Below are 21,864 nucleotides of genomic sequence, written 5' to 3'. Positions count from 1 at the left end.
CATTTCAGGAGCATGTCTCTCACGCCGGAAACCACCTGAAAAGCGCACGCCATCATTGCCGCGCCTGGGCATCCTGAGGCCGCATCGACAGCGCAATGCGCTCTGCAGTACCCAGGGGTATTTCACCTACCACAGTAACCAGGACCTTGCCCTTCGGCGTGTTCAGACGGCGCGATACCGCCACGGTTGGGCCGAGTTGCACGCGTGTGTCGGTGCCTGAGTTGTCGTTGACTGGCTCGAGGAATACCGAAACGCGCGCCAGGCCATCGTCATACATCAGGCTGCTGACCGTGCTGTTGCGGGACGGGTCGCGGCGCACCGAGCTGTTGACCAGCTCAAAACCCGGCGGCAGCCAGTCCGAGCGCCAGCCGGCGACGGTTTCCTGGCCGGTACTGGTGCCCCGCTCCACCGGTTTGCAAGCGGCACTGGGGCGCAAGTCATCCGCGGTAGGCAGGTCATCGGTATCGAGGCGGGTCATCTGGAAGCGCTCAAGCAATTGCCCCTTGTCGTTGAGCATCAACGAGCGCAGCGGCAAGCCGGTGCTGCGGTCAAGGTGCAACTCGAACGCATAACGGTGCTGGTCGCGCGGTGTGAGGGTGACGATCACCGCATCGCGCCCGGCGACACGTGACTTGCCCGCCACAGCCAGATCGTACCAGCCCATCAACTTGAGGGGGTCCAGCGCACGCGGCGCCGCATCGGGCGGCGTCGTAACGCCGTTAACCAAGGCACCACTGACGCACGCAACCTTGCCATCCACGCGCACGATTTCCTGGGCAGTGCCATCGAGCTGCAGCAGCCGCTCGCTGACCTTGCCGTCCTCAACCCTGTGCCAGATATCGTGGGAAGAAAAGCTGCCGTTACGCTCGTAGACGAAAGAGCCTTGGTAGCTTTGCTTTTGCTCGGCCTGTGCCAGCTTGTTCAGCCACTCATTCGCCTCGGGCGAAGAGTTGGCCGCCAACGCTGGCACCGTCATGCAGCTGCCTATCAGCAGCGACAGGAGAGGTAGCGCGCGCATGATCCTCCTTACTTAGCGGGGTTATCCAGGCTGGCGGCGCGGGCATACGGCAACGCGGTTTCGCTGCCCTTGAGCGCAGATTCCTGGGCGTGCTGGCGCAGGTAGCCTGGCAGACGCTGATCCCAGCCGGCCTGGTTCTGCAGCACACCGTTGGCCATCGGCCCGGTCGGTTGCTCACTGCTTTCACTATAGCCTGCCAATACCGCCGGGCCTTGAGTTTGTGGCACGCTCAGCCCCTGCTGCGCAGGTTGCTGGGAGGCAAGCTCTGCACCGGTGATTTCGTCCTGGTTGTACATGCGCACACCCGCCAGCACGGCAACCGTCACCGAGGCAGCGACTGCCAGGCGAGCGACGCTGCGCCATGGGCCTTTATTGACCTTGGCCGGTACCGCTTCGTCAGCCAACGCTGCCGACACCGCCGAGGCGATATCGAGGTTGGGCAGCAGCAGTTCCTTGTGCATCGCTGCGCGAGCGACCTGGTAACGCGACCAGGTGGCACGGGTTTCGGCATCGTCGACGGCACTCAGTACCCGACGTAATTCCAGTTCGTCCGCTTCGTTATCCATTACCGCGGACAGCGATTCCTGCAACGCTTCACGACTCATGGCGGTTCCTCTCTTGGCTGTAGCCGCTGTCTCAGGTTTCCTGCAACAACGGCTGCAGGGCTTTATCTATGGCCTCCCGAGCGCGGAAGATTCGAGAGCGCACGGTACCCACCGGACATTGCATGACACTGGCAATGTCTTCATAACTCAATCCGTCGAACTCGCGCAGGGTCAATGCCGTGCGCAGGTCCTCGGGCAGTTGCTGGATGGTGCGATGGACCGTGCCTTCGATTTCATCCCGCAACAACGAGCGCTCTGGGGACTCGAGATCCTTGAGACCATGATCGCCGTCGTAAAACTCCGCATCCTCGGAGCTCACATCACTGTCTGGTGGCCGTCTTCCACGGGACACCAGGTAGTTCTTCGCCGTGTTGATGGCGATGCGGTACAGCCAGGTATAAAACGCACTGTCTCCGCGAAAATTGCCAAGCGCACGGTAGGCCTTGATAAAGGCTTCCTGTGCTACATCCTGGGCCTCGTGGGTGTCGTGAACGAACCGCACGATCAACCCGAGAATCTTGTGCTGATACTTCAGCACCAACAGATCGAAAGCTCGCCTGTCACCGCGCTGCACGCGCTCGACAAGCTGCTGATCCTCTTCCTGGGTTAGCATGAACACTCCTCGGTAGACTCGAAGGAGCGTTGCAACAGCCATCGTTCAGGCTTGCAAACATAGACTCGGGCTTTGCGCAAAAGTTCTCCCCTCCAAGCAAGTTTCCTGCAGCCCTTGGTCGGCTCGCACGGAAGACGCGGCGCGGTCACGGCCGGCAACGTCAATAATCAGGTTTCGAATACGCAGGTGTCAGCCCGAATAGAGCTGCCGCCGTGCGTCGCCGCGACATTTGTGGCGTGCGGGCAGCCTTCATAGGATTTCCGTAGCTGTCGGAAAGTTCCCACAAGGTCGCTGCTTCCTGGCAAGTGGCATGGAAATTGGCCACCCGGGGCTGCTATAAAGGCAACCCGGCCTGGTTTAACGATAGTTTCACAATGCCATCGGCGCGTGACTATTGTGCCGTGCCCCTTCCGTAGATTACTAGTGTCCCGACATGAGCCAACAATTCCAACATGATGTCCTGGTGATCGGCAGCGGCGCCGCCGGTCTCAGCCTGGCACTGAACCTCCCCAGCCACCTGCGTATCGCCGTGCTCAGCAAAGGCGACCTGGCCAATGGCTCGACCTATTGGGCCCAGGGCGGTGTTGCCGCCGTGCTGGACGACACCGACACTGTACAGTCGCATGTCGAGGACACCCTCAATGCCGGCGGCGGCCTGTGCCATGAAGATGCCGTGCGCTTCACCGTCGAGCACAGCCGCGAAGCCATCCAGTGGTTGATCGAGCAAGGCGTGCCCTTTACCCGGGATGAACAGCACGGGGTCGACGATGGGGGCTTCGAGTTCCACCTGACCCGCGAAGGTGGCCACAGCCACCGGCGCATCATCCACGCCGCCGATGCCACAGGCGCCGCGATCTTCACCACCTTGCTGGCCCAGGCCCGCCTACGCCCGAACATCCAGCTGCTGGAGCAGCGCGTGGCGGTCGACCTGATCACCGAGCGCCGCCTGGGCCTGCCCGGCGAGCGCTGCCTGGGTGCCTACGTGCTAAACCGCAATAGCGGCGAAGTGGACACCTACGGGGCGCGCTTCACCGTGCTCGCCACCGGTGGCGCGGCCAAGGTCTACCTGTATACCAGTAACCCGGACGGTGCCTGCGGCGACGGTATCGCCATGGCCTGGCGCGCGGGCTGCCGGGTGGCCAACCTTGAGTTCAACCAGTTCCACCCGACCTGCCTGTACCACCCCCAAGCCAAGAGCTTCCTGATTACCGAGGCCCTGCGCGGTGAAGGCGCCCTGTTGCGCCTGCCCAACGGCGAGCGCTTCATGCCGCGCTTCGACCCCCGCGAAGAACTGGCCCCGCGTGACATCGTGGCCCGCGCCATCGACCACGAGATGAAGCGCCTGGGTGTGGACTGCGTGTACCTGGACATCACCCACAAGCCGGCCGATTTCATCAAAGGCCACTTCCCCACCGTTTACGAACGCTGCCTGGCCTTCGGCATCGACATCACCCGCCAGCCGATCCCGGTAGTTCCCGCAGCCCACTACACCTGCGGCGGTGTAGTGGTGGACGACCGCGGGCATACCGACGTGCCCGGGCTGTATGCCATCGGTGAGACCAGCTTTACCGGCCTGCATGGCGCCAACCGCATGGCCAGCAACTCGCTGCTCGAATGCTTCGTCTATGGCCGCGCCGCTGCCGCCGACATCCAGGCGCACCTGGAACAGGTCGACATGCCCAAAGCCCTGCCCGGCTGGGATGCCAGCCAGGTAACGGACTCGGACGAGGATGTGATCATCGCGCACAACTGGGACGAGCTGCGGCGCTTCATGTGGGACTATGTCGGCATCGTGCGCACCAGCAAGCGCTTGCAGCGCGCCGAACACCGCATCCGCCTGCTGCTCGACGAAATCGACGAGTTCTACAGCAACTACAAGGTCAGCCGCGACCTGATCGAGCTGCGCAACCTCGCTCAGGTGGCGGAACTGATGATTCGTTCGGCGATGCAGCGCAAGGAAAGCCGCGGGTTGCATTACACGCTGGATTATCCGGGGATGCTGGACGAGGCTAAAGACACCATCCTCAGGCCGGCCTGAATCGGCGCTGTCTTCTTCGCGGGTAAACCCGCTCCCACAGGGACGGTGTAGGCCTCGAGCCGGGCGCGGTACCTGCGGGAGACACCATCCTCAGCCCGGCCTGAATCGGCGCTGTCTTCTTCGCGGGTAAACCCGCTCCCACAGGGACGGCGTAGGCCTCGAGCCGGGCGCGGTACCTGTGGGAGCGGGTTTACCCGCGAAGAAGCCCACCCGGTTCTGACCTATACCCGAGATACCTCAGCCCACCTGCGCCGGCTGAACTTCAACCTTACCCGCAACCGCCGATGCTCATCAGCCCCGAGGGCATCCCTGGGAACGCACTGCCCCTCCCCCAGCCAACGCCCCTCCCGCACAAACCGCACGACCACCATCCCCGGCAACGCAACGCTGTCCCGGCACAAACGCACCGGCTGCCAACCCTGGGCGCGGCTGAATACCCGCCAACCAAGCAGGTCTCGGCGCAGCCCGGTAACCGCATGCGGATGCGTGAGCAAAATGCGTCGGGGGATGGCCCAGCAGGCGTGGGCGACAGACGCGGCAGTGGCCGCCAGGGACAGCCACCAGGGCAACGCGCTCACCCACACGGTGAACAGCGCCAGCACCTGGCAACTCAGGTAGGCCGTCAGCAGCAGGCGCGAGCCTTGCCAACGGCTTTCGAAAAACTCACTTGGGCTGGACACGGTCCAGGATGATGCGGACCATGCGCTGCAGCTCCGGGTCTTCAGACTCGGTGCGCTCCATGAACCAGCCGAACATGTCCTGATCTTCGCAGCTCAACAGGCGTACATAGAGTTCGCGGTCGGCTTCGTTGAGGGTGGCGTAGACTTCCTGGGTAAAAGGCACCAACAGTACGTCCAGTTCCAGCATGCCGCGGCGGCTGTGCCAGAAAAGCCGGTTGAGTTCAGTTTGTTCGACCATGGGGCCCTCCTCGAATGGCCCGCCAGTATACAGCCAGGCGAGCGAAGCGGCACAGGGCGTTGGTCTAGTCACCTACCTATTTTGTTACTGGCGTTCTATGATGGCCGCCAGTCTTTAGCCACCGCGATGACCCATGGCCGATTCCGCTTTCTTCAGCCCCCTGTCCCACGAGGGCATCCTCGCCGTCCGCGGCTCCGACGCAGGCAAGTTCCTGCAGGGCCAGCTGACCTGCAACATCAACTACCTCAGCCAGGAACATGCCAGCCTCGGTGCCCGCTGCATGGTCAAAGGGCGCATGCAGTCGAGTTTCCGTATCGTGCCCGAAGGCAACGGCTACCTGCTGGCCATGGCCAGTGAGCTGCTCGATGCCCAATTGGCCGACCTCAAGAAGTACGCCGTGTTCTCCAAGGCCACCCTCAGCGACGAGAGCGCCGCCTGGGCGCGCTTTGGCCTGCAGGGCGGCGAGGCGGCACTGCAAGCCTTGGGCTTGACGCCGCCGGTCGAAGCGGGCGCCACCGTGCGCCACGAGGGCCTGATCGCCATCGCCGTGTCCGCAGGCCGTGTCGAGCTGTGGGTACCTGCCGAGCAGGCCGCCCACGTAGGCGCGGCACTCGCCGCCAGCCTGCCTGAAGGCAGCCTCAACGACTGGCTGTTGGGCCAGATCCGCGCAGGTATTGGCCAGGTCATGGGCCCTACCCGCGAGCTGTTCATCCCGCAGATGATCAACCTGCAGGCCGTGGATGGCGTCAGCTTCAAGAAGGGCTGCTACACCGGCCAGGAAATCGTTGCCCGCATGCAGTACCTGGGCAAGCTCAAGCGCCGTCAGTATCGCCTGGCGCTCGATCAACAGGACATCCCCGCGCCAGGTGCCGAGATTTTCTCGCCCACCCATGGCTCGTCGGTCGGTGAAGTGGTGATAGCGGCCAATACCGGTACCGGTTGCGAGTTGCTCGCGGTGCTCAGCGCCGATGCGGTGGCCGATGACAACCTGCACCTGGGCAGCCTGGAAGGGCCACGTCTGCACGTGCTGAGCCTGCCCTACGAACTGGACCGCGACCGGGAAATCCAGCGCTGACCAGCCTGCCCCGTCCGCGTGACGGGGCCGCACCACCACTGCGGTAGAGAAGTCCATGAACAAGCTGGCCGAGATGGTTCAAGCACAGTTGCTCGATGCCATCGAAAAGGATGACCTGGTCCTGCCGACCCTGCCCGAGGTTGCCTTGAGCATCCGCGAGGCCGCCGAGGATAGCGAGATCAGCGTGTCGGCCCTGAGCAAGGTGATCGGTCGCGACGCGGCCCTCTCGGCGCGCCTGATCAAAGTCGTCAACAGCCCACTGTTGCGCGCTGCGGTCGAGGTCACCGACCTGCATACCGCAATCACTCGCCTAGGCATCAACTACAGCTGCAACCTGGCCATCGGCCTGGTGATCGAACAGATCTTTCATGCCCGCTCGCCGGCTGTTGAGCAAAAACTGCGCGATATCTGGGTCAACAGCCTGGAAGTGGCAGGCATCAGCTACGAAATCTGCCGCCGCTTCACCCACCTCAAACCCGACCAGGCGACCCTCGGTGGGCTGGTCAACCAGATCGGTGCCCTGCCGGTGCTGATTTACGCCGAAGAACATAACGAGCTGCTGTCCGACCCGGTCTGCCTGCACTACGTGATCGAGCAGATCCAGCCCGTGCTGGGTGACAAGATCCTCAAGGCGTGGGAGTTTCCCGAGCAATTGGTCAACTTGCCGAGCCAGGTTCAGGACCTCGACCGGCAGACTGACAAGGTCGACTATATCGACGTCGTGCAGATCGCCCGCTGCATCAGCCAACGTGGGCGTAGCCGGCCACTGGCCGCGTTGCCGGCGTACCGACACCTGGGGCTGCCGTTCGGCACCGAACTGGAAGTCGTAGAGCTGCTCGAGGCGCGGAGCTTGTTGCGCTAGGCCGCCAAAAGCCCGCTACACCTACCCTCCTGCGCGATTCAGGTAGGAGCAGCCTTGTGCTGCGAAGAGGCCGGTAACAGCACAGCAAATCTTCGCTGCAGTCACTGGCCCTTTCGCAGCACAAGGCTGCTCCTACAGTGCCGACGGGCCAATGGAAATGAAACCCTAGTCAGCGATGAAACTCACCCGCACCCGCAAGCCGCCCTTCTCGCCATCGTGCAGGCTGATCTGCGCCAGGTGCGCGCGGCAGATCTCGCCGACAATCGCCAACCCCAGCCCACTGCCTTGGGCACTGCGGCGGTAGAAGCGCTCGAACACCCGTTCGCGCTCCTCCTCGGGAATACCCGGGCCGTCATCCTCGACCTCCAGCACCGCCGGCGCCAGCACCCGCAAAATCACGTTGCCACCGGCCGGGGTATGCGCCAAGGCGTTATCCACCAGGTTGCTCAGCAGTTCGTTGAGCAAGGTCGGCTCACCCTTGAGCCACACGGGCGCCTCGGCCTCCAGGGCCAATGCCACGCCACGGTTATGCGCCAAGGGCGCCATGGCCATGCCCAGTTCGCGGGCCAACTGGCTGAGGTCCAGGCGCTGCGCGCCACCTTCGGCGATTGCCCGGGCGCCATTCTCGACCCGTGCCAATGACAACAGCTGATTGGCCAGGTGGGTCAAGCGGTCGGTGCCTTGAGCGGCTGATTCCAACGTCTGCCGCCACTCCTGCGGCTCGGATGAACGCAAGCCCAACTCGACCCGCGCCTTGAGCGCCGCCAAGGGCGTGCGCAACTCGTGGGCGGCGTCGGCGATGAACTGGGCTTGGCGCTCGAACTGCCCGCGCAAGCGCTCGGTAAAGTGGTTCAAGGCCCGCACCAGTGGGCCCAGTTCGCGCTGCACCTGCACCACCGGCAAAGCCCGCAGGTCATCGGGTTGGCGCTCTTCCACGGCGGTGCGCAGGCGCTCCAGCGGGCGTAGCGCGGCACTGACCGCAAACCACACCATCACCAAAGCGCCCAGTGCCAGCATTCCAAGGCGCAGCAGGGTATCGGCCATCAGCCCGCGCGCCATGCGCACCCGCGCTTCTTCGGTCTCGGCCACGCGAATTTCCGCCATGCCGTTCATGTTCGGCTCGCTGACCGGCTTGAGCAGGCTGACCACGCGCACGTCCTGGCCGAGGTACGTCGCGTTGTAGAACCGCGCCAGCGCCGGGTAGTCGTCGGTGCGCGGCGTGCCAGGCGGCGGCGCTGGCAGGTTCTCGTAGCCCGAAATCAAGCGCTGCTTGATGTCCAGCACCTGGTAGTAGATACGCCCGGCACTGTCGTAGGCGAAGGTATCCAGGGCCACATAGGGCACGTCCGCGCTCAACGAGCCGTCGCGTTGCGACAAGCCCGCGGCGATGGTCCGTGCCGAGGCCAGCAAAGTCCGGTCGTACGCCGTGTCGGCGGCTTCACGGCCGTTCCAGTAGGCGCTCAGGCCGCTGGCCAGCATCAACACCACCAGCAACAGTGCCAGGTTGCCCAGCAGCCGCCCGCGCAAGCTGCCGTTGTCACGCATCGCGATGCTCGAGCAGATACCCCAGGCCACGGAAGGTGACAATCGCCACCGGGTGGCCGTCGAGCTTCTTGCGCAGGCGGTGGATGTAGATTTCGATGGCGTCGGGGCTGGCTTCTTCGTCCAGGCCAAACACCTGGGCGGCCAGTTGCTCCTTGCTCATCACCCGGCCCGGGCGGGCGATCAGCGCTTCAAGCACGCTCTGTTCACGCGAGGTCAGGGTCAGGTTGTCCTCGCCCAGGCTGAAGCGCCGGGTATCCAGGTCGTACACCAACGGCCCGCAACGCTGCTGGCGTTCGCCACCTAGCACGCTGCGGCGCAGCAAGGCCTTGACCCGGGCTTCCAGCTCAGTCAGTTCGAACGGCTTGGCCAGGTAATCGTCAGCCCCCAGGTTCAGCCCGTGGACCCGGTCCTTGACGTCACTGCGCGCGGTCAGCATCAGCACCGGCAGGGTTTTGCCGCGGCCACGCAAACGCGCCAGCACTTCGAAGCCATCCATGCGCGGCAAGCCGACATCGAGCACGGCAACGGCATATTCCTCACTGGCCAGGGCCAGGTCGGCAGCCACGCCGTCATGCAGTACATCCACGGTCAGGCCGTGACTTTTCAAGGCCTGGGCCACGCTTTCGGCCAGTTGCAGGTGGTCTTCGACCAGCAGCACACGCATCGGATTCTCCCTGCTCGGGTGGGGCGGTGGCGCGGAGTGTACCGCTGTCGACCGGCCTGTGAAGCCCCTTCTGACAAACCTTTCACGCTGAAAGGTTAGCGAAAGGTTCGTTACCTAGCATCGCACCACGGTCGCCCCACGCGCCGAAAAAAGCACCAGCAAGGTGCAACGAATAAGAACAATAAACGGAGTCATCGACGATGCTGTCATCGCAGCCGCAGGCATTCGTGCCTACCCGTTCCTTTGCCGCACGCCCTTCTGCCATCGCCAGCGCCCTTGCGCTCGCCGGTGTCGCGCCCATGAGCCAGGCCGCCTTCTTCGAAGACAGCACGGCGACCTTCGAAACCCGCAACATGTACTTCAACCGCGACTTTCGCGACGGCACCAGCGCGCAGCAATCCAAGCGCGACGAATGGGCCCAGGGTTTCATGCTCAACTTCGAGTCTGGCTACACCGACGGCACCGTGGGCTTTGGCCTGGATGCGCTGGGCATGCTGGGCATCAAGCTCGACTCCAGCCCCGACCGCACCGACACCGGCCTGCTGCCGACCCATGACGACGGCAAGGCCGCCGACGAATACTCCAAGCTCGGCCTGACCGGCAAGGTCAAAGTCTCCAAGACCGAATTGAAGATCGGCACGCTGATCCCCGAGCTGCCGACCCTGCAGCCCAACGACGGGCGCATCCTGCCGCAAACCTTCGAAGGCGGCCTGCTCACCTCGAAAGAAATCAGCCACCTGACCTTCACCGGCGGGCGCCTGGAAAAGGCCAAGGACCGCAACGACACCAACTGGGAAGACCTGGCCCTCAACAACAAGAACGGCCGCTTCGGTGGCACCTTCACCGCCGACAACCTCGACCTCGCGGGCCTGGACTACCAGTTCACCGATCGCATCACCGGCAGCTACCACTTCGCCCAACTCGACGACATCTACCGCCAGCACTTCCTCGGCATGGTCGCCACCCAGCCGTGGGGGCCGGGCACCTTGGGCGCTGACCTGCGCCTTGCCGTGAGTGACGATGCCGGCGCCGCCAAGGCCGGCAACATCGACAACACCACCGTCAACGGCATGCTCAGCTACGCCCTGGGCGGGCACAAGGTCAGTGCCGCCTACCAGCACCTGTCCGGCGACAGCGCCTTCCCCTACATCGATGGCGCCGACCCGTACCTGGTCAACTTCGTGCAGATCAACGACTTCGCCGGTGCCGACGAACACTCCTGGCAGATGCGCTACGACTACAACTTCGCGGCCCTGGGCATCCCCGGCCTGACCTTCATGACCCGTTACATCAGCGGCGACAACGTCAGCCGCGCCGATGGCAGCGAGGGCAAGGAGTGGGAACGCAACACCGAGTTCAAGTACGTGGTACAAAGCGGCCCGTTGAAAAACGTCGCCGTGCGCTTGCGCAACGCCACCTTCCGCTCGAATTTTGCCCGCGACGCCGACGAAGTGCGGCTGCTGGTGAGCTACAGCGTGGCCCTGTGGTAACCCAATAACAACAACGCTCACGGAGATTGACGATGACCTTTTCACTGCGCCGCCTCGTCCTCGCTACCGGTTGCCTGCTGCTGGCCGGCAACGCCCTCGCTGCCGAACCGAAACGCCCTGAATGCATCGCCCCTGCCTCGCCCGGCGGTGGCTTCGACCTGACCTGCAAACTGGTGCAGAGCGCCCTGGTGCAGGAGAAAATCCTCAGCAAGCCCATGCGTGTCACCTACATGCCCGGCGGCGTCGGCGCGGTGGCCTACAACGCCGTGGTGGCCCAGCGCCCAGGGGATGCCGGCACTCTGGTGGCGTGGTCCAGTGGCTCGCTGCTGAACCTGGCCCAAGGCAAGTTCGGCCGCTTCGACGAGAACGCGGTCAAGTGGTTGGCCGCGGTCGGCACCAGCTACGGTGCCATCGCCGTGAAGAGCGATTCGCCCTACAAAACCCTCGACGACCTGGTCGCCGCCCTGAAAAAAGACCCGAGCAAGGTCGTGATCGGCTCCGGTGGCACGGTCGGCAGCCAGGACTGGATGCAAACCGCGCTGATCGCCAAGGCCGCCGGCATCAACCCGCGTGACCTGCGTTACGTGGCCCTGGAAGGCGGCGGTGAAATTGCCACTGCATTGCTGGGCGGACACATCCAGGTCGGCTCCACCGACATCTCCGACTCCATGCCGCACATTCAGAGCGGCAACATGCGCATCCTCGCGGTGTTCTCCGAAAACCGCCTGGACGAGCCAGAGATGAAAGACATCCCTACCGCCAAGGAGCAGGGCTACGACATCGTCTGGCCGGTGGTACGCGGCTTCTACCTGGGGCCGAAGGTGAGCGACGAGGACTACGCCTGGTGGAAGGCCTCGTTCGACAAGATGCTGGCCTCGGAAGACTTCGCCAAGCTGCGTGACCAGCGCGAGCTGTTCCCGTTCGCCATGACCGGCGAAGAGCTGGACGGCTATGTGAAGAAGCAGGTGGCTGACTACAAGGCACTGGCCAGGGAATTCGGCCTGATTCAGTAACTCGCCGACTACCTGAACAGATCCCTGTGGGAGCGGGCTTGCCCCGCGAAGCTGGCACCTCGGTGCATGGCACCGGCTTTGCCGGTGTTCGCGGGGCAAGCCCGCTCCCACAGAGTCCGCGTCCAACGAGGATTCCCCGATGATCCTGCAACGCCTCTTCGCCCTGGTCCTGCTGGCGGTATGCGCCGCCCTGGCCGTGATGGCCTGGCCGTACCAGGCTGCGTTTTCCTACGAACCGGTTGGCCCGCGGGCCTATCCGCTGCTGATGCTCGGCCTGATGGGCCTGGGCCTGCTTTACCTGGCCATCCGCCCAACGCCCATCGTGCGCAAAGACGACGAGCCAGAACTGGACCGCGAAACCCTGATCAAGATCGCCGCCTGTGTCGGCCTGCTGATCGTCTTCGCTGCCACCTTCGAACCTCTGGGTTTCATCCTCAGCGCCATCCTGGTCGGCCTGCCCATGGCCCGGCTGTACGGCGGCCGCTGGCTGCACAGCGCCATCGTCGTGGTCGGCATGAGCCTGTTCCTCTACTGGCTGTTCGACCGCGTGATGGACGTGCCCCTGCCCCTTGGCCTGCTGAGCGTACTGGAGAACTGACACATGGATACCTTGAGCTACCTGGGCCAGGGCTTCGGCGTCGCCCTGAGCCCGTACAACCTGGTCACCGCCCTCAGTGGCACCCTGATCGGCACCGTGGTCGGCCTGCTGCCGGGCCTGGGCCCGATCAACGGCGTGGCCCTGCTGATCCCCATCGCCTTTGCCTTGGGCCTGCCGCCTGAGTCGGCGCTGATTCTGCTGGCTGCGGTGTACCTGGGCTGCGAATACGGCGGGCGCATCAGTTCGATCCTGCTGAACATCCCGGGCGAAGCTTCGACCGTGATGACCACCCTCGACGGCTACCCGATGGCCCGCCAGGGCCTGGCAGGCGTTGCCCTGTCGCTGTCTGCCTGGAGTTCGTTCATCGGCGCCTTCATCGCCACCTGCGGCATGGTGCTGTTCGCCCCGCTGCTGGCGAAATGGGCGATCGCCTTCGGCCCGGCGGAATACTTCGTGCTGATGGTGTTCGCCATTGTCGCCTTGGGCGGCATGGCCGGCGACAAACCGTTGAAGACCTTCATCGCTGCGCTGATCGGCCTGTTCCTGTCGGCGGTCGGCATCGACGCCAACAGCGGCGTCTACCGCTTCACCGGTGACAGCGTGCACCTGGCCGACGGCATCCAGTTCGTGGTGCTGGTGCTGGGGCTGTTCTCGATCAGCGAAATCCTCCTGCTGCTGGAAAAGACCCACCATGGCCACCAGGCGGTCAAGGCCACTGGGCGCATGCTGTTCAACGTCAAGGAAGCAGCTTCGGTGTTCGCAGTGAACATCCGCTGCGGCCTGCTCGGCTTCATCATGGGCGTGCTGCCAGGTGCCGGCGCGACCCTGGCCAGTGCCGTGGCCTACATGACCGAGAAGCGTATCGCTGGCGAAAGCGGCAAGTTCGGCAAGGGTGATGCCCGTGGCCTGGCCGCGCCAGAAACCGCTATCGGCGCCTCCTGCTGCGGCGCCTTGGTCCCCATGCTGACCCTCGGCGTGCCAGGTTCGGGCACCACCGCGGTGATGATCGGCGCACTGACCCTGTACAACATCACCCCCGGCCCGCTGTTGTTCGAACAGCAGCCAGACATCGTCTGGGGCCTGATCGCCTCGTTGTTCATCGCCAACATCATGCTGGTGATCCTCAACATCCCGATGATCCGCATCTTCACCCGCATCCTCGCCGTGCCGAACTGGGCGCTGGTGCCGGTGATCGCAATCATCACCGGGATCGGCGTGTATGCCGTGCACGCCACCACCTTCGACCTGTTCCTGATGGTCGGCATTGGCATCATGGGCTACATCCTGCGCAAGCTGGACTTCCCGCTGTCGCCGATCCTGCTCGGCTTCATCCTCGGCGGGCTGATGGAGCAGAACCTGCGCCGTGCGCTGTCGATCTCCAACGGTGAGCTGGGCATCCTCTGGTCCAGCCCAATCAGCATGGGCGTGTGGGTCCTGGTGGTGTGCATGCTGTGCCTGCCGCTGCTGCGTATCTGGCGCAAGCGCAGCCTGCAGCGCCGGGCCATGGCTGATGCCTGATCGGTCGTTGCCCCTGTATTGGGCTACCGGGCTGGTCGGCCTTGCTGGTGGGTATCTCGCCAGCACGGTCGGCTGGCCTTTGCCCTGGATGGTCGGCGCGTTGTTGGCGATCATCCTGGTGCGCTGCCTGACCCCCTGGCAGCTGTCGGAAATCCCCAATGGGCGCAAATGCGGGCAATGCATCATCGGCCTGGGCATCGGCCTGCACTTCACCCCCGCCGTGATCGAACAGGTGGGCAGCCACTTTCTGCTGATCTTCTTTGGCGCGCTGTTCACCACTCTGTCGAGCGTGATCAGTGTGTGGTTGCTGCGACGTACCGGCGAAGACCGCGCAACCGCCTTCTTCGCCAGCATGCCGGGCGGTTCGGGAGAGATGGTCAACCTGGGCGCGCGCAATGGCGCGGTGCTCAGCCAGGTGGCGGCGGCGCAAAGCCTGCGTGTGTTGGCAGTGGTGCTGTGCGTGCCGGCGCTGTTCAAGTTCTTGATGGGTGACGGTGTACCGCTCAATCATGCCGGCACTGTGAGCTGGGGCTGGCTAGCGTTGATCGCCCCGCTGGGTATTGCCGCGGGCTTCATCTGGCAACGGTTGCGCCAGCCCAACCCCTGGCTGTTCGGGCCGCTGCTGGTGGCGGCGACGGTTAGCCTGGCGGGCAACCTGCAGATCGGCCTGCCTGATGGCGCGAGTCAAATCGGCCAGTGGCTGATTGGCAGCGGCCTGGCCTGCCACTTCAACCGCGCGTTTTTCCGCCGCGCACCTTCGTTTCTGGGCCGTACGCTGCTGGCCACGGCGCTGTGCATGTTGATTGCCGGCAGCGCAGCGTGGGGGTTGAGCGTGATGACGGCGCTAGACCTGCGTTCGCTGACCCTGGGGATGATGCCCGGCGGGATTGCGGAGATGAGCCTGACGGCGGAAACCCTGCAGCTGTCGGTGCCGTTGGTGACAGCGCTGCAAGTGATGCGGTTGTTGTTCGTGTTGTTTTTGGCAGAGCCGCTGTTCCGGCTCTGGAACGCAGAAAAAGCCTGAAACACCGCGTCGCCTGCTTCGCGGTGTTTCATGCCATCAAAGCGGCGGCAAGGCCCAGTTGATCGGTGCCAACCCACGCTGTTCGAGGAAGCCATTGGCGCGGCTGAAGTGCCCGCAACCGAGGAAGCCCCGATACGCCGACAAGGGCGACGGATGCACCGACTTCAGCACCAGGTGCTTGGTGCCATCGATCAGCTTCTGCTTGCCCTGGGCATGCGCGCCCCACAGCAGAAACACCACGTTCGGGCACTGCTCGCTGACTACCTGGATGACCCGGTCGGTAAAGAACTCCCAGCCCTTCTTGGCATGTGAAGCCGCGTTGGCGCGTTCCACGGTCATGGTCGTATTGAGCAGCAGCACGCCTTGCTCGGCCCAGCTCTGCAGGTAGCCGTGGCTGGCGATCGGAATGTTCAGGTCGCGCTGCAGCTCTTTGTAGATATTGACCAGCGACGGCGGCGTGGCAATGCCCGGCTGCACCGAGAAGCACAGGCCATGGGCCTGGCCTGGGCCGTGATACGGGTCCTGGCCGAGGATCACCACCTTGACCTGCTGCAACGGCGTCGAGTTAAGGGCATTGAAGATCAGCGGGCCCGGGGGGTAGATCTCTTTGCCGGCCGCGTGCTCCTGGCGCAGGAATTCGCGCAGCTGATGCATGTAGGGCTGGTCGAATTCGTCGCGCAATGCGGCTTTCCAGCTGGGTTCGAGTTTGATGCGATCGTCGTCAGTCATGGGGCCATCCGTAAACAATGGCGCGACACTAGGTAAGCCTCCTCCGCTTGTCAAACGATCCGACCGACGACCGGCATGATCCCGCAGGCAGGCCATACTTGTGCGATGACCTGCGAGAGGTAGTCCATGTCTATTCATTGCGAGGTACTCACCGGTGCCGATGGCGCCTGCATCGGCATCGCCACCCTGGATGCACCCAAGGCGCTCAATGCGCTGAACCTGAGGATGATCGAAGTGCTCGGCGAGCAGTTGCACGCCTGGGCCCGCGACCCTGGCGTGGTCTGCGTGCTGCTGCGGGGCAATGGCGCCAAGGCGTTCTGTGCCGGGGGCGACGTCAGGGCGCTGGCCCAGGCTTGCCGCGATCACCCCGGCAGCGTGCCGCCGCTGGCCGCCACCTTCTTCGCTGCCGAGTATCGCCTCGATTACCTGCTGCACACCTACCCCAAGCCGCTGCTGTGCTGGGGGCACGGGCATGTGCTGGGTGGCGGCATGGGGCTGCTGCAAGGCGCCAATGTGCGCATCGTCACGCCCAGCAGCCGGCTGGCGATGCCAGAGATCAGCATCGGCCTCTACCCCGACGTCGGCGCCAGCTGGTTCCTCGCCCGTCTGCCGGGCAAGCTGGGGCTGTTCCTCGGGCTGACCGGCGCCCCGATCAATGCCCGCGATGCCCTCGACCTGGGTCTCGCCGATCGTTTCTTCGGCGAGCACCAGCAGGAGGAGTTGATCGAAGAGTTGTTGCAACTGAACTGGCAGGAGCAGACCGAGTTGCAGCTCAACAGCCTGCTCAAGGCCGAGCAGCATCGTGCCTGCGAGGAGCTACCCGAGGCGCAATGGCTGCCCCGCCGCCAAGTGATCGATGAGCTGCTGGATGTCGCCGACCCCGCCGGCGCATGGCATGCGCTGCAACGCCTGAAACATCACAACGACCCTCTGCTGGCCGAAGCGGGTGAACGCCTGCATGAGGGGTGCCCGTTGACCGCGCACTTGGTGTGGGAACAGATCCGCCGGGCCCGGCACCTGTCATTGGCGCAGGTATTCCAGATGGAGTTCGGCATGAGCCTGAATTGCTGCCGTCATCCGGAATTCAGCGAAGGGGTGCGCGCGCGCCTGCTGGACAAAGACAATCAGCCGCGCTGGCACTGGCCGGATGTGGCGCAGGTGCCAGCGGCGGTGGTCGAGGCGCATTTTACCAAGGTCTGGGAGGGGCGCCATCCACTGGCGGATTTGGATTGATTATCTGCAACCGGGCCGCTGCGCACCCCAATCGCCGGCAAGCCGGCTCCCACAGGTGCGGCGCTAGCCTTGGAGGCTATACAGTACGGGTGGGAGTCGGCTTGCCGGCGATTGGGCCGCACAGCGGCCCCAATTCATCACCGCTGCCAGTTGCGGCCCTGCCCCCGGCCGCCATCTGGCCTGCGGTCACGGTCCCCTCGCCCATTGGAATGCCAACGATCATTCTGATACCGCTGGCTGCCATCGCGATAGTCATGGCGGTCACGGTCACGCCCATAGTCATAGCGCTGGCGATTGCCGTAGTCATACCGCGGGTTGCCATGCCACTGGTTCATGCCTGGCTGCGGGTGGGGCCTGTACTGCGGCACCGGCGCCGGGCGGTAATAACGAGGTGCGGGCTGGTAGTAGTAACGCGGCTGCGGCGTTACATAGTAGCGGTCGTATCGGTAATACCCCGGTGACACATAACGGTCGGTGGCGTAGTAATCCGATCGGTAGTAGCCCCCGCCGCCGTAGTAAGGGGCGCAGGCAGACGTCATCAGACCCAACAGGGCGATCAACAGCATTCGATAGGACATGGCGGCCTCCTGGACCGCTGGAGTGCCCGAACAGCGGCGCTGGCGAGCGTCGATGCAAAACGCGTTCATCGACACTGAATAAGACCGCCATACCGAGGTGCAGTGCCATTTTTGCAATAATTTGAAACAGGTGCGATAACCCTGAAAAACTTGCAGTCATTTACCGGTCATCTCACTAGAATGACCGCCTTGGCACACATCACGGGAAGATCATGCCTGCACGTTCCGCTCTGTTTTCGCAGCGTTCGCTGATCGTCACCCTGCTGATGCTGCTGGCCAGCGGCTTTCTCGCCACTTCCCTGCTCAGCTACTTCGCCTCACGCAGTGCCATTCGCGATGGCATCGTCAACACTGAACTGCCACTGACCTCCGACACGGTCTATTCGGAAATCCAGAAAGACCTGATCCGCCCTGTGCTGATCGCCTCGATGATGGCCCAGGACACCTTCTTGCGGGACTGGGTATTGTCCGGTGAGCAGGACACCCAGCGCATCACCCGCTACCTGGGCGAGATCATGGGCAAGCAGGACATCTTCACCTCGTTCTTCGTCTCCGACCGCAGCCTCACCTACTACCAGGCCAAGGGCGTACTCAAGCAGATCAAGCCCGGCAGCTGGCGCGATGCCTGGTACTTTCGCCTGCGCGACCTCAAGGCACCCTATGAGATCAACGTCGACCTGGACATGGCCAACCAGGACAGCCTGACAGTGTTCATCAACTACCAGGTGCTGGACTACCAACACCGCTTCATCGGCGCGGCCGGGGTGGGCTTGAGTGTGTCGTCGGTGGTCAAGCTGATCGACGAGTACCAGCGCCGCTACCAACGCTCGGTGCTGTTCACCGATGCCAAGGGCAAGGTCCTGCTGACCGGCTCCGAAGGTGGCCCCCACGGCTTGCGCGTCGGCCAGCCGCTTAGCGACAACCCCGAGCTGAGCGACCTGCTGGCACAGCAACCGGTACCTGGCGAAGGCAGCCACGAATACCGCGACAGCGACAACCACAGCCACTTTCTCAATGTGCGGCACCTGCCCGAGCTGGACTGGTACCTGCTGGTCGACAAGCGCGAAACCGGTACCCTGGACCGCATCCGCCACTCGCTGTACCTGAACCTGGCAATCTGCGCGATGATCACCCTGGTGGTGCTGTTACTGGTGCATGCGATGGTCAAGCGCCACCAGGCCAGCACCGAGGCGCTGGCCACCCTCGACAGCCTCACCGGCCTGCCCAACCGGCGCAGCTTCGACCTGCTGGCCGCCCAGGCCCTGCATGAGGCCCAGCGCGACAGCGGCCCGCTGGTGGCCCTATTGATCGACCTTGACCACTTCAAGGTGCTCAATGACACCCATGGCCACCTGGCCGGCGACGAAGTGCTGCGCCAGTTCGCCAATGTGCTGCAGGGCAGCCTGCGCCAGTCGGATATACTCTGCCGCTGGGGCGGTGAGGAATTCATCGTGCTGCTGCGAGAGGCAGAAGGCCGGCAAGCGGTGGAAGTGGCGGAAAAAATCCGCCGCCGCACCGAACAGCTGACCTTCAGCTACGACGACCGACCGTTGCGCCTGACCACCAGCATCGGCCTGAGCAGCCTGCAACCGGGCGACACCTTGCATGCCCTGCTGACCCGCGCCGACCGTGCGCTCTATCGTGCCAAGCAGGCCGGCCGCAACCGCGTCTGCAGTGAAGTTTCCGGACCTGACCATGAATGACAGCCAGCACTGCCCCGCCTGCGGCGCCCTCAACCAGTGCAGCCTGGCCGACCCCCGCAGCGCCACGCAGGCCTGTTGGTGCTACAGCGTGACCATCGACCCCGCCGTGCTCCAGGCCCTGCCCGCCGAGTTGCGTGACAAGGCCTGCCTGTGCCCGCGCTGCGCAGCGGTCGAAGCGCAACTGCAGGCAGCGCCGCCCGGCACAAAGCGCTAGACTGCGCGGCCTTCGACTTCAGCCCTGTTCCCCATGCGCCTCGATCGTTTTCTTGCCAACCTGCCCTGCTACAACCGCCAGCACGTTCGCCTGCTGCTGGTGCAGCGCCGCGTGCGGGTCGATGGCCAAGTGGCGGTCGACCCGTTGACGGACGTGCGTGAGTTCAGCCGCGTCGAGGTGGATGAGCAACTGCTGCAGGCCGGGCGGCCGGCGCGCTACCTGATGCTCAACAAGCCGACCGGGTGCGTCAGCGCCACCCAGGACCCACAACACCGCACGGTGCTCGAGTTGCTGCCCGCTGAACTGCGCGACGACCTGCACATTGCCGGGCGCCTGGACTTCAACACCACCGGCCTGCTGATCCTGACCAACGACGGCCAATGGTCGCGTCGCCTGACCCAGCCAACGACCAAACTGCCGAAGCATTACCTGGTAGAGACCGAGGACGAGATTGGCGAGCATTATGCTGCCAAGTTCCACGAAGGCCTGTATTTCGCCTTCGAAAACCTTACCACCCTGCCCGCCCAACTCGACATCCTTGGCCCCCGCCAGGCCCGGTTGGCAATCGTCGAGGGGCGGTATCACCAGGTCAAACGCATGTTTGGCCATTTCGACAACAAGGTGGTGGGGCTGCACCGCGAGAGCATGGGCGCGATTCGCCTGGATCCGGCGTTGGCACCGGGGGCATTCAGGGCGTTGACGACTGAGGAAATCGCCTCGGTCTAGGTTGTTTGCACCGGCCTCTTCGCGGGCAAGCCCGCTCCCACAGGATCTCCACAGTGCTGGAAGCCTGTGCAGTACCTGTGGCCCCCACAGGACTCCACAGCGTTGGAGGCTTGTGCAGTACCTGTGGGAGCGGGCTTGCCCGCGAAGAGGCCAGAAAAGGCAACACTGGCAGTGTCACACGACCGCCCGGCGGCCCAAGTCACATTTTTCCCCGAACGGCACTTGCAGGATCCCCAGCCCACTGCTTGAATCCAAATCGTCAGTCTGCATGTGACTCATGAGTCACGCCCGCAGTCGAAGACACCTTTTTGCCGGCCACCCAAGGCCTAGATGCCTTGGGGCACGGCAAATTGCCCGCCAAAAACAATACCGTCGACATGTGTGCCAAGGATCGACACAGGGCCCCCGGTTACTCTTCAAGGCAAATGCCTACCTGTCATAAAGAACGTGCACCCTAGGTGACGCGAATACCCTTTTTGCGCCAGGAGTCGATGACATGAGGCCAGAAATCGCTGTACTTGATATCCAAGGTCAGTATCGGGTTTACACGGAGTTCCATCGCGCGGATGCAGCCGAGAAGACGATCATTTTGATCAACGGTTCGCTGGCCACCACGGCCTCGTTCGCCCAGACAGTGCGGAACCTGCACCCACAATTCAACGTCGTGCTGTTCGACCAGCCGTACGCCGGCAAGTCCAAACCGCACAACCGCCAGGAACGGCTGATCACCAAGGAGACCGAAGCGCATATCCTCCTTGAGCTGATCGAGCACTTCCAGGCCGATCACGTGATGTCGTTTTCGTGGGGCGGTGCGAGCACGCTGCTGGCGCTGGCGCACCAGCCGCGGCGAGTGAAGAAGGCCGTGGTCAGCTCGTTCTCGCCGGTGATCAACGAACCGATGCGCGACTACCTGGACCGTGGCTGCCAGTACCTGGCCGCCTGTGATCGCTACCAGGTCGGCAACCTGGTCAACGACACCATCGGCAAGCACCTGCCGTCGCTGTTCAAGCGCTTCAACTATCGCCACGTGAGCAGCTTGGACAGCCACGAGTACGCGCAGATGCACTTCCACATCAACGAAGTGCTGCAACATGACTTGGAACGGGCATTGAGTGGTGCGCGCAACATCGATATCCCGGTGCTGTTCATCAACGGCGACCGCGATGAGTACACCACGGCTGAAGATGCGCGCGAGTTTGGTCGCCATGTGGGCAAGAGCCACTTCAGCGTGATTCGCGATGCTGGGCACTTCCTCGACATGGAGACCAAGACGGCCTGCGAAGACACCCGCAGTGCGCTGCTCGGCTTCCTCAAGCCGACCGTGCGTGAGCCACGTCAACGCTACCAGCACGTACAGGGGCAGCATGCACTGGCCATCTGAGCGCCTCGGCGTCCTGTAGCCCTTTACCCGCAGGCTATGGGTCGCCGACAAGCTTTTTTATAACCCTTTTTATAACTTGGGCTTCTAATTCGATGAGGGTTCTGGTAAAAAGTCGAACGCAGACGCGGGTATAGTTTAGTGGCAAAACGAAAGCTTCCCAAGCTTTAGTTGAGGGTTCGATTCCCTCTACCCGCTCCACCTCGCATTCCCGCATGGCGTTCCAGCAACGTCATCGCTGTCAAAAGGAGCCTCGGCTCCTTTTTTCGTTTCTGCCTATTCGTTTTCATGCCCCTTTTGTTGATCTGGCCCATGGCCACTT

Annotated in this window: 22 protein-coding genes and 1 tRNA gene; 14 read left to right on the top strand and 9 right to left on the bottom strand. The window is 63.5% G+C overall.

The features are described 5' to 3' along the window. Positions 1-52: 52 nt before the first annotated feature. From AB7M33_RS14380 to rpoE, 3 genes are read right to left on the bottom strand one after another with little or no spacing between them, the layout of a single operon-like run. Positions 53-1,018: a MucB/RseB C-terminal domain-containing protein gene (locus AB7M33_RS14380; protein WP_265968397.1), complete on the bottom strand. Its 966-nt coding sequence runs from the start codon at positions 1,016-1,018 to the stop codon at positions 53-55. Between the two features lie 8 nt (positions 1,019-1,026). Beyond that, a complete protein-coding gene (locus AB7M33_RS14375) occupies positions 1,027-1,623 on the bottom strand; it encodes a sigma-E factor negative regulatory protein (protein ID WP_099430294.1) in 597 nt (198 codons plus the stop codon). Between the two features lie 31 nt (positions 1,624-1,654). Then, the gene (gene rpoE, locus AB7M33_RS14370; RefSeq protein ID WP_003252049.1) at positions 1,655-2,236 is read right to left on the bottom strand and encodes an RNA polymerase sigma factor RpoE; all 582 of its coding nucleotides are present in this window, start codon (positions 2,234-2,236) and stop codon (positions 1,655-1,657) included. Between the two features lie 433 nt (positions 2,237-2,669). On the opposite strand from rpoE, the gene nadB reads away from it, so the two are divergent. Next, positions 2,670-4,274 carry an L-aspartate oxidase gene (gene nadB / locus AB7M33_RS14365; RefSeq protein ID WP_454243015.1) on the top strand — a complete coding sequence of 535 codons (1,605 nt, stop codon included), beginning with the start codon at positions 2,670-2,672 and terminating at the stop codon, positions 4,272-4,274. A gap of 221 nt (positions 4,275-4,495) precedes the next feature. On the opposite strand, the gene AB7M33_RS14360 is transcribed toward nadB, so the two are convergent. Together AB7M33_RS14360 and AB7M33_RS14355 are read right to left on the bottom strand one after the other, a co-directional pair. Beyond that, positions 4,496-4,954 carry a protein YgfX gene (locus AB7M33_RS14360; protein ID WP_081717487.1) on the bottom strand — a complete coding sequence of 153 codons (459 nt, stop codon included), beginning with the start codon at positions 4,952-4,954 and terminating at the stop codon, positions 4,496-4,498. Beyond that, the gene (locus AB7M33_RS14355; RefSeq protein ID WP_027594141.1) at positions 4,938-5,192 is read right to left on the bottom strand and encodes an FAD assembly factor SdhE; all 255 of its coding nucleotides are present in this window, start codon (positions 5,190-5,192) and stop codon (positions 4,938-4,940) included. Before AB7M33_RS14355 ends, AB7M33_RS14360 begins: the two co-directional genes overlap by 17 nt. A gap of 133 nt (positions 5,193-5,325) precedes the next feature. On the opposite strand from AB7M33_RS14355, the gene ygfZ reads away from it, so the two are divergent. Further along, complete coding sequence (gene ygfZ, locus AB7M33_RS14350) at positions 5,326-6,267, top strand: CAF17-like 4Fe-4S cluster assembly/insertion protein YgfZ (protein WP_454243014.1); 942 nt, start codon at positions 5,326-5,328, stop codon at positions 6,265-6,267. A 55-nt stretch (positions 6,268-6,322) separates the two neighbouring features. Beyond that, positions 6,323-7,129, top strand: a complete 807-nt coding sequence (locus AB7M33_RS14345; protein WP_454243013.1) for an HDOD domain-containing protein — start codon at positions 6,323-6,325, stop codon at positions 7,127-7,129. Positions 7,130-7,294: 165 nt separating this feature from the next. Here AB7M33_RS14345 and AB7M33_RS14340 read toward each other — a convergent pair whose 3' ends face one another. Then, positions 7,295-8,674 (bottom strand): sensor histidine kinase, encoded by a 1,380-nt coding sequence (locus AB7M33_RS14340; RefSeq protein ID WP_099430298.1) that lies wholly within the window; start codon positions 8,672-8,674, stop codon positions 7,295-7,297. Further along, positions 8,667-9,338 carry a response regulator gene (locus AB7M33_RS14335; protein ID WP_027594137.1) on the bottom strand — a complete coding sequence of 224 codons (672 nt, stop codon included), beginning with the start codon at positions 9,336-9,338 and terminating at the stop codon, positions 8,667-8,669. The genes AB7M33_RS14340 and AB7M33_RS14335 overlap by 8 nt, the downstream gene beginning before the upstream one ends. A gap of 200 nt (positions 9,339-9,538) precedes the next feature. Here AB7M33_RS14335 and AB7M33_RS14330 point away from each other — a divergent pair, with 200 nt between their 5' ends. The 5 genes from AB7M33_RS14330 (at position 9,539) to AB7M33_RS14310 (ending at position 14,981) form a co-directional block, all read left to right on the top strand. Then, on the top strand, positions 9,539-10,828 hold the full coding sequence (locus AB7M33_RS14330) for an OprD family porin (protein ID WP_027594136.1): 1,290 nt from the start codon (positions 9,539-9,541) through the stop codon (positions 10,826-10,828). A gap of 32 nt (positions 10,829-10,860) precedes the next feature. Further along, positions 10,861-11,841, top strand: coding sequence for a Bug family tripartite tricarboxylate transporter substrate binding protein (locus tag AB7M33_RS14325; RefSeq protein WP_027594135.1), 981 nt, complete (start codon positions 10,861-10,863; stop codon positions 11,839-11,841). 139 nt (positions 11,842-11,980) lie between these two features. Then, a complete protein-coding gene (locus tag AB7M33_RS14320) occupies positions 11,981-12,439 on the top strand; it encodes a tripartite tricarboxylate transporter TctB family protein (RefSeq protein WP_027594134.1) in 459 nt (152 codons plus the stop codon). 3 nt (positions 12,440-12,442) lie between these two features. Further along, on the top strand, positions 12,443-13,957 hold the full coding sequence (locus AB7M33_RS14315; protein WP_027594133.1) for a tripartite tricarboxylate transporter permease: 1,515 nt from the start codon (positions 12,443-12,445) through the stop codon (positions 13,955-13,957). Then, positions 13,950-14,981, top strand: coding sequence for an AbrB family transcriptional regulator (locus tag AB7M33_RS14310; RefSeq protein ID WP_099430300.1), 1,032 nt, complete (start codon positions 13,950-13,952; stop codon positions 14,979-14,981). Before AB7M33_RS14315 ends, AB7M33_RS14310 begins: the two co-directional genes overlap by 8 nt. Before the next feature lie 36 nt (positions 14,982-15,017). Here the strand turns inward: AB7M33_RS14310 and ung are convergent, their stop codons facing one another. Continuing rightward, positions 15,018-15,710, bottom strand: a complete 693-nt coding sequence (ung, locus tag AB7M33_RS14305) for a uracil-DNA glycosylase (protein WP_265968402.1) — start codon at positions 15,708-15,710, stop codon at positions 15,018-15,020. Positions 15,711-15,836: 126 nt separating this feature from the next. Here ung and AB7M33_RS14300 point away from each other — a divergent pair, with 126 nt between their 5' ends. Next, positions 15,837-16,943 carry an enoyl-CoA hydratase/isomerase family protein gene (locus AB7M33_RS14300; RefSeq protein WP_265968403.1) on the top strand — a complete coding sequence of 369 codons (1,107 nt, stop codon included), beginning with the start codon at positions 15,837-15,839 and terminating at the stop codon, positions 16,941-16,943. Between the two features lie 137 nt (positions 16,944-17,080). On the opposite strand, the gene AB7M33_RS14295 is transcribed toward AB7M33_RS14300, so the two are convergent. Next, a complete protein-coding gene (locus AB7M33_RS14295) occupies positions 17,081-17,521 on the bottom strand; it encodes a hypothetical protein (RefSeq protein WP_275746999.1) in 441 nt (146 codons plus the stop codon). 212 nt (positions 17,522-17,733) lie between these two features. On the opposite strand from AB7M33_RS14295, the gene AB7M33_RS14290 reads away from it, so the two are divergent. The 5 genes from AB7M33_RS14290 to AB7M33_RS14270 all read left to right on the top strand — a co-directional run bounded on the left by AB7M33_RS14290 (position 17,734) and on the right by AB7M33_RS14270 (position 21,743). Continuing rightward, on the top strand, positions 17,734-19,224 hold the full coding sequence (locus tag AB7M33_RS14290; protein WP_027594128.1) for a sensor domain-containing diguanylate cyclase: 1,491 nt from the start codon (positions 17,734-17,736) through the stop codon (positions 19,222-19,224). Further along, entirely contained in the window at positions 19,217-19,438 is a 222-nt protein-coding gene (locus tag AB7M33_RS14285; RefSeq protein WP_027594127.1) for a cysteine-rich CWC family protein, read from the top strand. Before AB7M33_RS14290 ends, AB7M33_RS14285 begins: the two co-directional genes overlap by 8 nt. A gap of 33 nt (positions 19,439-19,471) precedes the next feature. Continuing rightward, entirely contained in the window at positions 19,472-20,164 is a 693-nt protein-coding gene (locus tag AB7M33_RS14280) for a pseudouridine synthase (protein WP_454243012.1), read from the top strand. A 496-nt stretch (positions 20,165-20,660) separates the two neighbouring features. After that, on the top strand, positions 20,661-21,545 hold the full coding sequence (locus AB7M33_RS14275) for an alpha/beta fold hydrolase (RefSeq protein WP_454243011.1): 885 nt from the start codon (positions 20,661-20,663) through the stop codon (positions 21,543-21,545). A gap of 124 nt (positions 21,546-21,669) precedes the next feature. Continuing rightward, positions 21,670-21,743 (top strand) — tRNA-Gly (locus AB7M33_RS14270). Positions 21,744-21,864: the final 121 nt, after the last annotated feature.

This window comes from Pseudomonas sp. Y3 TE3536, from assembly GCF_053629175.1.
The sequence above is the reverse complement of the archived record's forward strand: the minus strand, read 5'-3'. Positions and strand labels throughout refer to the sequence as shown.